General features: G+C 65.1%; 10 protein-coding genes. All 10 read right to left on the reverse strand.

What is annotated here, in order from left to right; all coding sequences use genetic code 11:
- Positions 1-8: 8 nt before the first annotated feature.
- A complete protein-coding gene (gene rplB / locus HLH27_RS08565; RefSeq protein WP_182949567.1) occupies positions 9-839 on the reverse strand; it encodes a 50S ribosomal protein L2 in 831 nt (276 codons plus the stop codon).
- Positions 840-855: 16 nt separating this feature from the next.
- A complete protein-coding gene (locus HLH27_RS08570) occupies positions 856-1,152 on the reverse strand; it encodes a 50S ribosomal protein L23 (protein ID WP_174787951.1) in 297 nt (98 codons plus the stop codon).
- Between the two features lie 35 nt (positions 1,153-1,187).
- Complete coding sequence (gene rplD / locus HLH27_RS08575; RefSeq protein WP_182949569.1) at positions 1,188-1,802, reverse strand: 50S ribosomal protein L4; 615 nt, start codon at positions 1,800-1,802, stop codon at positions 1,188-1,190.
- A gap of 12 nt (positions 1,803-1,814) precedes the next feature.
- Entirely contained in the window at positions 1,815-2,498 is a 684-nt protein-coding gene (rplC, locus tag HLH27_RS08580; protein ID WP_182949571.1) for a 50S ribosomal protein L3, read from the reverse strand.
- Between the two features lie 10 nt (positions 2,499-2,508).
- Complete coding sequence (gene rpsJ / locus HLH27_RS08585; RefSeq protein ID WP_012227960.1) at positions 2,509-2,817, reverse strand: 30S ribosomal protein S10; 309 nt, start codon at positions 2,815-2,817, stop codon at positions 2,509-2,511.
- A gap of 103 nt (positions 2,818-2,920) precedes the next feature.
- Entirely contained in the window at positions 2,921-4,111 is a 1,191-nt protein-coding gene (gene tuf / locus HLH27_RS08590) for an elongation factor Tu (RefSeq protein WP_182949573.1), read from the reverse strand.
- Between the two features lie 94 nt (positions 4,112-4,205).
- A complete protein-coding gene (gene rpsG / locus HLH27_RS08595) occupies positions 4,206-4,682 on the reverse strand; it encodes a 30S ribosomal protein S7 (RefSeq protein WP_182949575.1) in 477 nt (158 codons plus the stop codon).
- 15 nt (positions 4,683-4,697) lie between these two features.
- Positions 4,698-5,069: a 30S ribosomal protein S12 gene (rpsL, locus tag HLH27_RS08600; protein WP_003621118.1), complete on the reverse strand. Its 372-nt coding sequence runs from the start codon at positions 5,067-5,069 to the stop codon at positions 4,698-4,700.
- Between the two features lie 501 nt (positions 5,070-5,570).
- Positions 5,571-9,758 (reverse strand): DNA-directed RNA polymerase subunit beta', encoded by a 4,188-nt coding sequence (gene rpoC, locus HLH27_RS08605; protein ID WP_182949577.1) that lies wholly within the window; start codon positions 9,756-9,758, stop codon positions 5,571-5,573.
- 105 nt (positions 9,759-9,863) lie between these two features.
- Positions 9,864-14,036 (reverse strand): DNA-directed RNA polymerase subunit beta, encoded by a 4,173-nt coding sequence (rpoB, locus tag HLH27_RS08610; protein WP_182949579.1) that lies wholly within the window; start codon positions 14,034-14,036, stop codon positions 9,864-9,866.
- Positions 14,037-14,102 lie beyond the last annotated feature (66 nt).

Raw genomic sequence — 14,102 nt, forward strand, 5'->3', positions numbered from 1 at the left:
TTTGCCCCTTACTTACCGGTTTTCCGGCGACGGATAATCAGACTGTCCGTACGCTTGTTAACCCTGGTCTTGTAACCCTTGGTCGGCTTGCCCCACGGCGTGACCGGATGACGGCCGCCCGAGGTGCGGCCTTCGCCACCACCATGCGGATGGTCGACCGGGTTCATCACGACGCCGCGGTTATGCGGACGACGACCCAGCCAGCGGCCGCGACCGGCCTTGCCCATATGCTGGTTCATGTTGTCCGGATTGGACACCGCGCCCACCGTCGCCATGCACTCGCCGCGCACGACGCGCAGCTCGCCCGACTGCAGCTTGATCTGCGCGTAGCCGGCATCCTTGCCGACCAGCTGGCAGTACGTGCCGGCCGAACGGGCGATCTTGCCGCCGGCGCCCGGCTTCAGCTCGATATTGTGCACGATCGTGCCGACCGGAATGGCCGACAGCGGCATCGCGTTGCCCGGCTTGATGTCGACGCGCGCGCCGGACACCACCTGGTCGCCAACCTTAACGCGCTGCGGCGCCAGGATGTAGGCCAGCTCGCCGTCCTCGTACTTCACCAGCGCGATGAAGGCGGTGCGGTTCGGGTCGTATTCCAGACGCTCGACCGTGCCGGCCACATCGAACTTGCGCCGCTTGAAATCGACGAAGCGATAGGACTGCTTGTGGCCGCCACCGATGAAGCGCGAGGTGATGCGCCCATGGTTGTTGCGTCCGCCGGACTTGTTCTTGCCTTCGGTCAGAGCCTTGACGGGCTTGCCCTTCCACAGCTCCTTACGGTCGATCAGGACCGTATTGCGCAGGCTGGGGGTGACCGGATTAAAGTGCTTCAGTGCCATGTCTTGCTACCCCGCGTCAGACCAGCTTCGCGGTCAGGTCGATGGACTGACCCTCGGCAAGCTGCACAAACGCCTTCTTCACATCGGAACGCTGGCCAGGACGCCCCTTGAAGCGCTTCGTCTTGCCCTTCTGGACAAGCGTGTTCACGCCCAGGACCTTCACGCCGAACAGGCCTTCGACCGCAACCTTGATCTCCGGCTTCGTGGCGTCGATCGCGACCTTGAAGACCACCTGGTTCTTCTCGGACAGCGCCGTCGCCTTCTCGGTGATCAGCGGCGCACGGACGATGTCGTACATCGTCTCACGCGACATGCGCTCCGCCTTCTTGCGGATTGCGAGCACGTTGGTCATGCCAGGCGCTCCTTCAGGCCTTCGACGCCGGCGCGGGTGATCGCGAGCACGTCGTGGTTGAGGATGTCGTAGACGTTCGCGCCGATGGTGGGCAGCACGTCGATCTTCGGCAGGTTGCGGGTGGCGCGACCGAAATTGTCCTCGACCGTCGCGTCGACGATCAGGGCGGACTTCCAGCCCAGCGCCTGGACCTTCGCGGCCAGCTCGGCCGTGCGGCCCGACGACGTGGCGGCGTCGAGCACCACCAGCTTGCCTTCGGCGGCCTTCTGCGACAGCGCGGAGATCAGGCCCAGACGACGCACCTTCTTGGGCAGGTCGTAGCCATGATCGCGCACGACCGGACCATGCACGGCGCCGCCGGTGCGGTACTGCGGCGCACGCAGCGAGCCCTGGCGGGCGCTACCCGTGCCCTTCTGGCGGTACGGCTTCTTGGTCGTGCCGGAGACTTCGCCCATCCCCTTGACCTTGTGCGTGCCGGCGCGGCGCTTGGCCAGCTGCCAGTGCACCACACGCGCCATGATGTCGGCCCGCGGCGTCACCCCGAAAATCTCGTCCGGAAGCACGGCCGTGCCGGCGCTCCCGTTGTCGAGGGTTTTGATTTCGTAATCCATTGCCCTCTATCCTCAGCCCGCAGCCTCAACCAGGGCCGCCGGATACGGCGCCTCGGCATGACGGGCTTTCTTGATCGCATCACGAACCAGCACCAGCTCGTTCTTGGCGCCGGGCACGGAGCCGCGGACCAGGAGCAGGTTCTTCTCGGCATCCACGGCCGCCACCTCGAGATTGAGGGTGGTCACGCGCTCGGAACCGAGATGGCCGGCCATCTTCTTGTTCTTGAAGGTCTTGCCCGGGTCCTGGCGGTTACCCGTCGAACCATGCGAACGATGGCTGACGGACACGCCGTGCGAAGCCTCGAGACCCGCGAAGTTCCAGCGCTTCATGGCGCCGGCGAAGCCCTTGCCCTTGCTGGTGGCCGTCACGTCGATCTTCTGGCCCACCACGAAATGGGCGGCAGAGAGAGTGGCGCCTGCTTCCAGCACGGCATCATCCGCAACGCGGAATTCAACCAGCTTCTTCTTGGGTTCGACCTTCACGCGGGCAAAATGGCCGCGGTTCGGCTTGGAGACGTTCTTCACCTTGGCGTTGCCGAGCCCGAGCTGCACGGCGGTGTAGCCGTCGCGTTCCTGGGTGCGGACATCCACCACCTGCACATTGTCGATATGCAGGACGGTGACGGGCACATGGGTGCCGTCTTCCTTAAACAGCCGGGTCATGCCCAGCTTCTTTGCGATCAATCCGGTGCGCATCGTCTGGACCTTAAAGTTTAATCTCGACATCCACGCCGGCGGCGAGGTCGAGCTTCATGAGAGCGTCCACGGTCTGCGGGGTCGGCTCGACAATGTCGAGCAGCCGGCGATGGGTCCGAATTTCGAACTGCTCGCGGCTTTTCTTGTCCACATGGGGAGAGCGGTTAACGGTGAATTTCTCGATATGCGTCGGCAGCGGGATAGGACCCCGAACCCGCGCACCCGTACGCTTCGCCGTGTTGACGATCTCTTTGGTGCTGTTGTCGAGCACCCGATGATCGTACGCCTTCAGGCGAATGCGGATGTTCTGGTTGTCCATCGTATTCAGTCCAACTTCAATGGTTCGGGGTCACCCGAGCCGCCAAAGGAGACCCCGGCCGGATTGCTCCGGCCGGGGCCTCCAGTTCTGGTTACTAACCCGATCAGGCCGTGATCGAGGCCACCACGCCGGCGCCGACGGTGCGGCCGCCTTCACGGATGGCGAAACGCAGACCTTCGTCCATCGCGATCGGCGCGATCAGCTCGACATCCATCGCGATGTTGTCGCCCGGCATGACCATTTCCGTGCCTTCGGGCAGGTGAACGACACCCGTCACGTCGGTGGTGCGGAAATAGAACTGCGGGCGGTAGTTGGTGAAGAACGGCGTGTGACGGCCACCCTCTTCCTTCGTGAGGATGTACGCCTCGGCCTTGAACTTCGTGTGCGGGGTGATCGAACCCGGCTTGGCCAGGACCTGGCCGCGCTCGACGTCTTCACGCTTCGTGCCACGGACCAGCGCACCGATGTTGTCACCGGCCTCGCCGCGATCCAGCAGCTTGCGGAACATTTCGACGCCCGTCACCGTCGTCTTCTGCGTCGCACGCAGGCCGACGATTTCGATTTCGTCACCGACGTTCACGACGCCACGCTCGACACGGCCGGTCACGACGGTGCCGCGGCCCGAGATCGAGAACACGTCTTCGATCGGCATCAGGAACGGACGGTCGACCGGACGCTCCGGCTGCGGGATGTAGGCGTCGACGGCGTCCATCAGGTCGCGCACGCGGTTCTCGCCCAGCTCCGGATCGCCGTCTTCCAGCGTGACCAGGGCCGAACCCTTGACGATGGGGATATCGTCGCCGGGGAACTGGTAGGCCGACAGAAGCTCGCGCACTTCCATCTCGACCAGCTCCAGCAGTTCCGGATCGTCGACCTGGTCAACCTTGTTCAGGAACACGACCAGGGCCGGAACGCCGACCTGGCGCGCCAGCAGGATGTGCTCGCGGGTCTGCGGCATCGGGCCGTCGGCGGCCGAAACCACCAGGATAGCGCCGTCCATCTGCGCCGCACCGGTGATCATGTTCTTCACGTAGTCGGCGTGGCCGGGGCAGTCGACGTGCGCGTAGTGGCGCTTCGCGGTCTCGTACTCGACGTGGGCGGTCGAGATGGTGATGCCACGGGCGCGCTCTTCCGGCGCCGCGTCGATCTGGTCGTACGCCTTGAAGGTGGCGCCGCCGGTCTTCGCCAGCGTCTTGGTGATCGCGGCGGTCAGCGACGTCTTGCCATGGTCGACGTGACCGATCGTGCCGATATTGCAGTGCGGCTTCGTCCGCTCGAATTTAGCCTTTGCCATCGTCTATCTCCGTTACCTCGGCCCTCGGGCCGGGAGTCGGGTTGAAATGTTCCTAACCGGAAGCGTGCCGGTCTTTAGACCGGACAAACCCCCGTTACCAGCGGTAATGACTGAACGCCTTGTTGGCCTCGGCCATGCGATGCGTGTCTTCGCGCTTCTTGACGGCGGACCCGCGATTGTTGACCGCGTCCAGAAGCTCGTTGGACAGGCGCTCCTGCATGGTGTTCTCGCCGCGCTTGCGCGAGGCGTCGATCAGCCAGCGGATCGCGAGGGCCTGGCGACGCTCCGTGCGCACTTCGACGGGCACCTGGTAGGTGGCACCACCGACGCGACGCGAACGGACCTCGACGGCCGGCTTCACGTTGTCCAGCGCGCTGTGGAACATCACAACCGGATCGGCAGCTGCGCCACCACGGCGACGCAACACCTCGAGCGCACCATAGACGATGCCTTCGGCGGTGGATTTCTTGCCGTCATACATAAGCGCATTCATGAAGCGCGTGATGACGACATCACCAAATTTCGGATCGGGAAGAATCTCGCGCTTCACGGCGCGATGACGGCGACTCATGCCTGGTTATTCCTTTTACTTCGGACGCTTCGCGCCATAGAGCGAGCGACGCTGACGACGCTTGGCGATACCCTGGGTATCCAGAACGCCACGCAGGATGTGGTAACGCACGCCCGGAAGATCCTTGACGCGGCCACCACGGATCAGGACCACGCTGTGCTCCTGCAGGTTATGGCCTTCACCGGGGATGTAGCTGACGACCTCATAGCCGTTCGTCAGACGCACCTTCGCAACCTTACGCAGAGCCGAGTTCGGCTTCTTCGGTGTGGTTGTGTAGACGCGGGTGCAGACACCGCGCTTCTGCGGGCAACCCTGCAGAGCAGGCACCTTATTGCGCTTGGCTGCGGGCTCGCGGCCTTTGGCGATCAGCTGGTTGATGGTCGGCATACGCCTTTCCCGATCCTTACAAATTTCGGCCGGCCAACCGCGTCTTAGGTTGCCGACTGTCGTTCACAACAAAATCCCACCGAATGAGGATCATTCGCCTGGGCATCATATTTACATCCGGCCTTGGCGGCCCTTTCGGACCACGGCGCCGCATGCCTGCATGCTGCATTCGACGGCCAACGACGTCACGTGAGACGGGGCTAGCCGAGGGCGCGGAACCTACGAAGCCCCTGCCCTTGAGTCAAGTGTTACCGCAGGATTCGCGGCCGATTCCCGCCGAATTATCTCGTCGGCCGGGCGATGGCGGGCATGCAGTCAAGGCAGGCCCGCCGTCGCGCCATCGTCGCGCACCCCGACCGAGCCGATCATCCGATTCGGCGCGGTCCGGTCGGCCATCAGATACAGGAGCCGGGCCCCATAGGAAAGGGGCCGGGTGTTGCCACCCGGCCCCTTCCACAGGCCGCCCCTTCACAAGGGCGGCACAGGCCTGCCGGGACGGGCTCAGCCGGCCTTGGTGACCACAGGACGGCCCTGCGCCAGGCGCTGGCGGTCCTGCCCAGCCGCGATCGCCCGCAGCTTGTTCATCACGCTGCCCGTGCCCGCCGGGATCAGGCGCCCGACGATGACGTTTTCCTTCAGGCCGTTCAGCGTGTCGCGCTTGCCGGCCGTCGCGGCCTCGGTCAGGACACGAGTCGTCTCCTGGAACGATGCCGCCGAGATGAAGGACTGGGTCTGCAGCGAGGCCTTGGTGATGCCCTGGAGGACGGGCATGGCCGCGGCCGGGCGCTCGCCCATGTTCAGGCGCTTCGTGTTCTCGGTCTCGTACTCGATCCGGTCCACCGTCTCGCCGACCAGGTAGGTCGTGTCGCCGGGCTCGAGGATCTCGACCTTCTGCAGCATCTGGCGAACGATCACCTCGATGTGCTTGTCGTTGATCTTCACGCCCTGGAGTCGATAGACGTCCTGGATCTCGTTCACCAGATAGTCCGACAGCGCCTCGACACCCAGCACCTTCAGGATGTCGTGCGGCACGCGCGGACCGTCGACCAGCGGATCGCCCACGCGGACGAAATCGCCTTCCTGGACCGAGACGTGCTTGCCCTTGGGGATCAGGTAGTCAGTCTCTTCGCCCGTTTCGTCGTTCTTCACGATGACGCGGCGCTTGGCCTTGTAATCCTTGCCGAACTCGACGCGGCCGTCGGTCTCGGAAATGATCGCATGGTCCTTGGGACGCCGGGCCTCGAACAGTTCGGCGACGCGGGGCAGACCACCCGTGATGTCGCGGGTCTTGGAGCCTTCGCGCGGGATGCGGGCCAGCACGTCGCCGGCGCTGACCTGTGCCCCGTTCTCGACCGACAGCAGCGAATCGGGCGAGAGGAAGTAGCGGGCGTCGTTGCCGTTGGCCAGCTTGATGACGTGGCCGTTGGCATCCTTGAGCTGCAGGCGCGGACGCAGGTCCACACCCTTGGCCGCCTGCTTGTAGTCGACGACCACCTTCGAGGTCAGGCCCGTCACCTCGTCCATCCGCTCGACGAGCGTGATGGAGTCGATCAGGTCCAGATACTCGACCGTGCCCGACTGCTCGGTGATGATCGGCAGGGTGTACGGGTCCCACTCGGCCAGCTTCTGGGCGCGCGTGACCGCCGCGCCCTCGTCGACCAGCAGGCGCGCGCCGTAGGGCACGCGGAAGCGGGCGCGCTCGACCCCCTTCTCGTCCGTCAGCACGATCTCGCAGTTACGCGACATCACGATCGGCACGTTCTGGCTGTTATGGACGACGTTGCGGTTGTTGATCGTCACGTGCCCGTCACGCGACGCCTCGACCATCGACTGCTCGGCGCCACGCTGCGCCGCACCGCCGATATGGAAGGTACGCATGGTGAGCTGGGTGCCCGGCTCGCCGATCGACTGGGCGGCGATGACGCCGACCGCCTCGCCGATATTGACCGGCGTGCCGCGTGCCAGGTCGCGGCCGTAGCACAGGCCGCAGACGCCGACCCGGCTCTCGCAGGTCAGGACCGAGCGGATGAGCATGCTCTCGACGCCCGCCTTCTCGATCTTCTCGGCCAGGGCCTCGTCGATCAGCAGGTCGCGCTTGACCAGCACCTCGCCCGTCGCCGGGTCCAGCACGTCGGCCGCGACCGTGCGGCCCAGGATCCGCTCGGACAGGGACGAGACGACCTCGCCGCCATCCATCACGGCGCGCACCGTCAGGCCGCGCTCGGAGGCGCAATCTTCCTCGACGATGATGCAATCCTGCGCCACGTCGACCAGGCGACGCGTCAGGTAGCCCGAGTTCGCGGTCTTCAGCGCGGTGTCCGCGAGGCCCTTGCGGGCGCCGTGGGTCGAGGTGAAGTAGTCGAGGACCGACAGGCCTTCCTTGAAGTTGGCGATGATCGGCTGCTCGATGATCTCGCCCGACGGCTTGGCCATCAGGCCGCGCATGCCGGCCAGCTGCTTCATCTGCGCCGGCGACCCACGGGCACCGGAGTGGCTCATCATCCACACCGAGTTCGTGACCTTGCCGACTTCCTGGCGCGAGATCTCCTTCATCATCGCGGCCTGCACCTCGTCGGTGCAGCGCGACCAGGCGTCGACCACCTTGTTGTAGCGCTCGCCGGCGGTGATCAGGCCGTCCTGATACTGCTGCTCGAACTCCTTGACCTCGGTGGCGGTCCGGTCGACCAGGCCCTTCTTCTCGGTCGGGATGATCATGTCATCCTTGCCGAACGAGATGCCGGCCTTGGCCGCGTGACGGAAGCCCAGGCCCATCATCCGGTCGCAGAAGATCACCGCTTCCTTCTGGCCGCAGTGGCGATAGACCGCGTCGATCACGTCCGACACGTTCTTCTTCGTCAGCTGCTTGTTGATCAGCGCGAAGGGAATCGCGGCGTGGCGCGGCAGGATCTGCGCGATCAGCATGCGGCCCGGGGTGGTGACGACCGTCTGGCGCACCGGCTTGCCGTCAGCATCGACCGTCTCGTAGCGGGCCACGATCTTGTCATGCAGCTTGATGGCGCCGGCCGACAGGGCGTACTCGACCTCGCCCACCGTGGCGAAGGACGAGGCGCCCTGCACCGTGATCCGGCCTTCCGCATCGTATTCGTTGCGGTCGGGCGTAACCAGGAATTCGGGCGTCTCGAGGCTGAGATAGTACAGCCCCAGCACGATGTCCTGCGACGGCACGATGATCGGCTTGCCGTTGGCGGGGCTGAGGATGTTGTTGGTCGACATCATCAGCACGCGCGCTTCCAGCTGTGCCTCGAGGCTCAGCGGGACGTGCACGGCCATCTGGTCGCCGTCGAAATCCGCGTTGAAGGCGGTGCAGACCAGCGGGTGAAGCTGGATCGCCTTGCCTTCGATCAGCACCGGCTCGAACGCCTGGATGCCCAGGCGATGCAGGGTCGGCGCGCGGTTGAGCATGACCGGATGCTCGCGGATCACCTCTTCGAGGATGTCCCACACCTCGGGACGCTCCTTCTCCACCATCCGCTTCGCGGCCTTGATGGTGGTGGCGTGACCGTATTTTTCGAGCTTGGAGTAGATGAACGGCTTGAACAGCTCCAGCGCCATCTTCTTGGGCAGGCCGCACTGGTGCAGCTTCAGCTCCGGCCCGACCACGATCACCGAACGGCCCGAATAATCGACGCGCTTGCCCAGCAGGTTCTGGCGGAAGCGGCCCTGCTTGCCCTTGAGCATGTCGGACAGCGACTTCAGCGGCCGCTTGTTGGCGCCCGTGATCGCCCGGCCGCGACGGCCGTTATCGAACAGCGCGTCGACCGATTCCTGCAGCATGCGCTTTTCGTTGCGCACGATGATGTCGGGCGCGCGCAGCTCGATCAGCCGCTTGAGGCGGTTGTTGCGGTTGATGACGCGGCGGTACAGATCGTTGAGGTCGGACGTCGCGAAACGGCCGCCATCGAGCGGGACCAGCGGGCGCAGTTCCGGCGGGATCACCGGAATCAGGTCCATGATCATCCACTCGGGGCGCGATTCGCTGTCGGCGAAGGCCTCGATCAGCTTCAGGCGCTTGACCAGCTTCTTGCGCTTGGCCTCGGACGTCGTGTCCTTCAGGTCCTGGCGCAGGCGCTCCTTCTCGGCCTTGCAGTCGATTCGCTCCAGGACCTTCTTGATGGCCTCGGCGCCGATTCCGACCTCGATTCCGTCTTCGCCATGCTCGTCCATGACGTCGAGATACTGGTCTTCGTTCAGCAGGCTGTACTGCTTGAGCGGCGAGGTGCCGGGCTCCAGCACCACGTAGCTTTCGAAATACAGGATCTTTTCCAGATCCTTCAGCGTCATGTCGACCATCAGGCCGATGCGGCTGGGCAGCGACTTCAGGAACCAGATATGCGCGACCGGGCTGGCCAGCTCGATATGGCCCATCCGCTCGCGCCGGACCTTGGCCAGCGTGACCTCAACGCCGCACTTCTCGCAGATGATGCCGCGGAACTTCATGCGCTTGTACTTGCCGCACAGGCACTCGTAGTCCTTGATCGGCCCGAAGATGCGCGCGCAGAACAGGCCGTCGCGCTCGGGCTTGAAGGTCCGGTAGTTGATGGTCTCGGGCTTCTTGATCTCGCCGTACGACCAGGACCGGATCTGCTCGGACGAGGCGAGCTGGATCTTGATCTGGTCGAAGACCGTGGTCTGGCCAGTCTGGCCCAGGATCTTCATGAGTTCGTTCATGCGCCGCAAACCCCCTGGGGGAAATGGATGGAAGCGACCCGCCGGGCCGCAACCATCCATGAAAAAAGAACAGACAGAGACGGAATGGTGGGACTGACGCCGGCGTCAGTCGCCACTCTGCTCCAGGTCCACGTTCAGGCCGAGGGACTTCAGTTCCTTGATCAGGACGTTGAAGCTCTCGGGGATACCGGCCTCGAAATCGTCGTGCTCGCGCACGATCGCCTCGTAGACCTTGGTGCGGCCGGACACGTCGTCGGACTTCACCGTCAGCATTTCCTGCAGCGTGTAGGCCGCGCCGTAGGCTTCCAGCGCCCAGACCTCCATTTCGCCGAAACGCTGTCCGCCGAACTGGGCCTTGCCGCCCAGCGGCTGCTGCGTGACCAGCGAGTACGGACCGATCGACCGGGCGTGGATCTTGTCGTCGACCAGGTGATGCAGCTTGAGCATGTAGATGTAGCCCACGGTGGTCACACGCTCGAACTTCTCGCCCGTGCGGCCGTCGATCAGCTGCGACTGGCCCGACTTGTTGACGCCGGCATCGGTCAGCATCGCCTCGATATCGGGGATCGACGCGCCGTCGAACACCGGGGTCGCGATCGGCACGCCCTTGCGCAGGTTGTTGGCCAGTTCCACCAGCTGCTCGTTGGGCAGGGTGACGATGGCCTCGTCATACACCTTGTCGCCATAGACGGTCTTCAGACGGTCCAGCAGTTCCTGCTTCTTCTCGCCGGTGCGCTGGTATTCGTCGACCAGGCCGCCGATGCCCTTGCCGATATTGGCGCAGGCCCAGCCCAGATGGGTCTCGAGGATCTGTCCGACATTCATGCGCGAGGGCACGCCCAGCGGGTTGAGCACCAGGTCGACCGGCGTGCCGTCCTCGAGGAACGGCATGTCTTCCACCGGCACGACGCGCGAGACCACGCCCTTGTTGCCGTGGCGGCCGGCCATCTTGTCGCCCGGCTGCAGCTTGCGCTTCACCGCGACGAAGACCTTGACCATCTTCATCACGCCGGGCGGCAGCTCGTCACCGCGCTGCAGCTTCTCGACCTTGCTTTCGAAGCGCGCCTGGATGCGGGCCACGGCGGCATCGAATTCGCGCCGCAGCACTTCCAGCTCCACCATCACCGGATCGGAGGCGACGGTGATGTTGCGCCATGCGCCGCGCGGATGCTCGGCCAGCACCTCTTCGGTGATCTCGGTGCCCGAGCGCAGGCCCTTGAAGCCCGTGCCGGAGACCTGGCCCACCAGGCGCTCGCGCAGCCGGTTGTAGAACGACCGCTCCTGGATCGCGCGCTCGTCGTCGCGGTCCTTGGCCAGGCGTTCGATCTCGGCGCGCTCGATCGCCATCGCGCGCTCGTCCTTGTCGACACCGCGACGGGAGAAGACGCGCACGTCGACGATCGTGCCGGTGGTGCCGGGCGGCAGCTTCAGCGACGTATCGCGGACGTCCGACGCCTTTTCGCCGAAGATGGCGCGCAGCAGCTTTTCTTCCGGCGTCATCGGGCTTTCGCCCTTCGGCGTGACCTTGCCGACCAGGATGTCGCCCGGGTTCACCTCGGCGCCGACATAGACGATGCCCGCCTCGTCGAGGTTGCGCAGGGCTTCCTCGCCGACATTGGGGATGTCGCGGGTGATTTCCTCCTGACCCAGCTTGGTGTCGCGGGCCATGACTTCGAATTCCTCGATATGGATCGAGGTGAAGACGTCGTCGCGCGCGATCCGCTCGGAAATCAGGATCGAATCTTCGAAATTGTACCCGTTCCACGGCATGAACGCGACCAGCACGTTCCGGCCCAGGGCCAGTTCGCCCAGCTCGGTCGACGGGCCGTCGGCGATGATGTCGCCAGCCAGCACCTTGTCGCCCACGCGCACCAGCGGACGCTGGTTGATGCAGGTGGACTGGTTGGAGCGCATGTATTTGCGCAGGCGGTAGATATCGACGCCCTGGGTCGCCCCGGTTTCGTCGGTCGCGCGCACCACGATGCGCGCGCCGTCGATCTGGTCGATGATGCCGCTGCGCTTGGCCACGATGGTCGCGCCGGAATCGTGCGCCACCGCCGCTTCCATGCCCGTGCCGACCAGCGGCGCGTCGGAGCGGACCAGCGGCACCGCCTGGCGCTGCATGTTCGAGCCCATCAGCGCGCGGTTGGCGTCATCGTTCTCGAGGAACGGGATCAGCGCCGCGGCGACGGAGACGAGCTGCTTGGGCGAGACGTCGCAGGCCGTGACCTCTTCGGGCTTCACCAGGCGGAAATCGCCGCCACGGCGGACCGAGACCAGCTCGTCGGTCAGGCGGCCTTCGGCATCCTGCTTCGCATCGGCCTGGGCGACGATCAGCTTTTCCTCTTCCATGGCGGAGAGGTATTTCCAGCCGTCCTGCAGCACGCCGTCGCGCACCAGGCGGTACGGGGTTTCGATGAACCCGTACTTGTTGACCTTGGCGTAGGTGGCCAGCGAGTTGATCAGGCCGATGTTCGGGCCTTCCGGCGTTTCGATCGGGCAGATGCGGCCGTAATGGGTCGGGTGGACGTCGCGGACCTCGAAGCCCGCGCGCTCACGCGTCAGACCGCCCGGGCCAAGCGCCGAGAGGCGGCGCTTGTGCGTCACTTCGGACAGCGGGTTGGTCTGGTCCATGAACTGGCTGAGCTGCGACGAGCCGAAGAACTCGCGCACCGCCGCCGCCGCCGGCTTGGCGTTGATCAGGTCGTGCGGCATCACGGTGTCGATGTCGACCGAGCCCATGCGCTCGCGGATCGCGCGCTCCATGCGCAGCAGGCCGACGCGATACTGGTTTTCCATCAGCTCGCCCACCGAGCGGACGCGACGGTTGCCCAGATTGTCGATGTCGTCGATCGCGCCGCGGCCGTCCTTCAGCTCGCACATGATCTTGACGGTGCGCAGGATGTCTTCCTTGCGCAGCACGCGCATCGTGTCCGGCGCGTCCAGGCCCAGGCGCATGTTCATCTTGACGCGGCCGACCGCCGACAGGTCGTAGCGGTCCGCGTCGAAGAACAGGCCCGAGAACATGGCCTCGGCGGTTTCCGGGGTCGGCGGCTCGCCCGGGCGCATCACGCGGTAGATGTCGGTCAGCGCATCGTCGCGCGAGCCGTTCTTGTCCACCGTCAGGGTGTTGCGGATCCACGGGCCGTTGGCGGCGTCGACCGCCAGCGTCGGCAGGCGGTCGACCCCCGCCTCTTCCAGCGCTTCCAGCCGGGCCTCGGTCAGCTCTTCGCCGGCTTCGGCGTAGATCTCGCCCGTGTCGGTGTTGACCAGGTCATGGGCCACGTAGCGGCCGACCAGGCCGGCGGCGCCGACCAGCACTTCCTTCGTGGTTTCCGCGATCTTGCGGACCATGCGGGCGGTCAGCTTGGCGTCGGCCTCGGCCACCACCTCGCCGCTCTGCGCGTCCACCAGCGGCTCCAGCAGCTTCATGCCGCGGAACGACTCGGCGTCGAACGGGCGGGCCCAGCCCTTGGGGGTCTTGGTGAAGACGACCTGGTTGTAGAAATAGCCCAGGATCTCGTCGGCATCCATGCCGCGGATTTCCATCGCCTCGACATCGCCGCCCTCGGCGATCTTGGCTGCGCGGGCGGCGGCCGAGGCCTCGCCTTCCAGCGCGTACAGCAGCGTCGTCACCGGCAGCTTCCGCTTGCGGTCGATGCGGACGTAGATCAGGTCCTTGCTGTCGAATTCGAAATCGAGCCACGAGCCGCGATAGGGAATGACGCGGGCGGCGAACAGGAACTTGCCCGACGAATGGGTCTTGCCCTTGTCGTGGTCGAAGAACACGCCGGGGCTGCGGTGCATCTGGCTGACGATGACGCGCTCGGTCCCGTTGATGATGAAGGTGCCGTTATCCGTCATCAGCGGCATGTCGCCCATATAGACGGGCTGCTCCTTGATGTCGCGGATCGAGCGCGAGCCCGTGTCCTCGTCGACATCCCACACGATCAGGCGCAGCACCACCTTGAGCGGGGCCGCGAAGGTCAGGCCGCGCTGGATGCATTCCTCGACGTCGTATTTCGGCTCTTCGAGTTCGTAATGCACGAACTCCAGGCGGCCGCGCCCGGCGAAATCATTGATCGGGAAAACCGAACGGAACACTTCCTGCAGGCCCGTCTGCGTCCGGCTGTCGGGCGAGACGTTCATCTGCAGGAACGCCTCGTAACTGGCGCGCTGCACGTCGATCAGATTGGGCATCGGAGCGATTTCGGGTATCCGCCCGAAGCTCTTGCGGATGCGCTTGCGTCCCGTGAACGATTTCGTAATCGCGTTCATCGTCTATCCTGCCCCCATCCCCGACGACCCGGACCTTTCCGCGCCCGGAACCCGGAGCCACGGCGA

The organism is Gluconacetobacter takamatsuzukensis (assembly GCF_014174275.1).
In the GTDB taxonomy this organism is placed as follows: Bacteria; Pseudomonadota; Alphaproteobacteria; order Acetobacterales; family Acetobacteraceae; genus Gluconacetobacter; species Gluconacetobacter takamatsuzukensis.

Bases quoted from the DNA above. Each gene is read 5' to 3' on its own strand.
- rplB (WP_182949567.1), bottom strand. From the start codon at position 839: ATGGCACTGAAGCACTTTAATCCGGTCACCCCCAGCCTGCGCAATACG.
- HLH27_RS08570 (WP_174787951.1), bottom strand. From the start codon at position 1,152: ATGTCGCGTGAGACGATGTACGACATCGTCCGTGCGCCGCTGATCACC.
- rplD (WP_182949569.1), bottom strand. From the start codon at position 1,802: ATGGATTACGAAATCAAAACCCTCGACAACGGGAGCGCCGGCACGGCC.
- rplC (WP_182949571.1), bottom strand. From the start codon at position 2,498: ATGCGCACCGGATTGATCGCAAAGAAGCTGGGCATGACCCGGCTGTTT.
- rpsJ (WP_012227960.1), bottom strand. From the start codon at position 2,817: ATGGACAACCAGAACATCCGCATTCGCCTGAAGGCGTACGATCATCGG.
- tuf (WP_182949573.1), bottom strand. From the start codon at position 4,111: ATGGCAAAGGCTAAATTCGAGCGGACGAAGCCGCACTGCAATATCGGC.
- rpsG (WP_182949575.1), bottom strand. From the start codon at position 4,682: ATGAGTCGCCGTCATCGCGCCGTGAAGCGCGAGATTCTTCCCGATCCG.
- rpsL (WP_003621118.1), bottom strand. From the start codon at position 5,069: ATGCCGACCATCAACCAGCTGATCGCCAAAGGCCGCGAGCCCGCAGCC.
- rpoC (WP_182949577.1), bottom strand. From the start codon at position 9,758: ATGAACGAACTCATGAAGATCCTGGGCCAGACTGGCCAGACCACGGTC.
- rpoB (WP_182949579.1), bottom strand. From the start codon at position 14,036: ATGAACGCGATTACGAAATCGTTCACGGGACGCAAGCGCATCCGCAAG.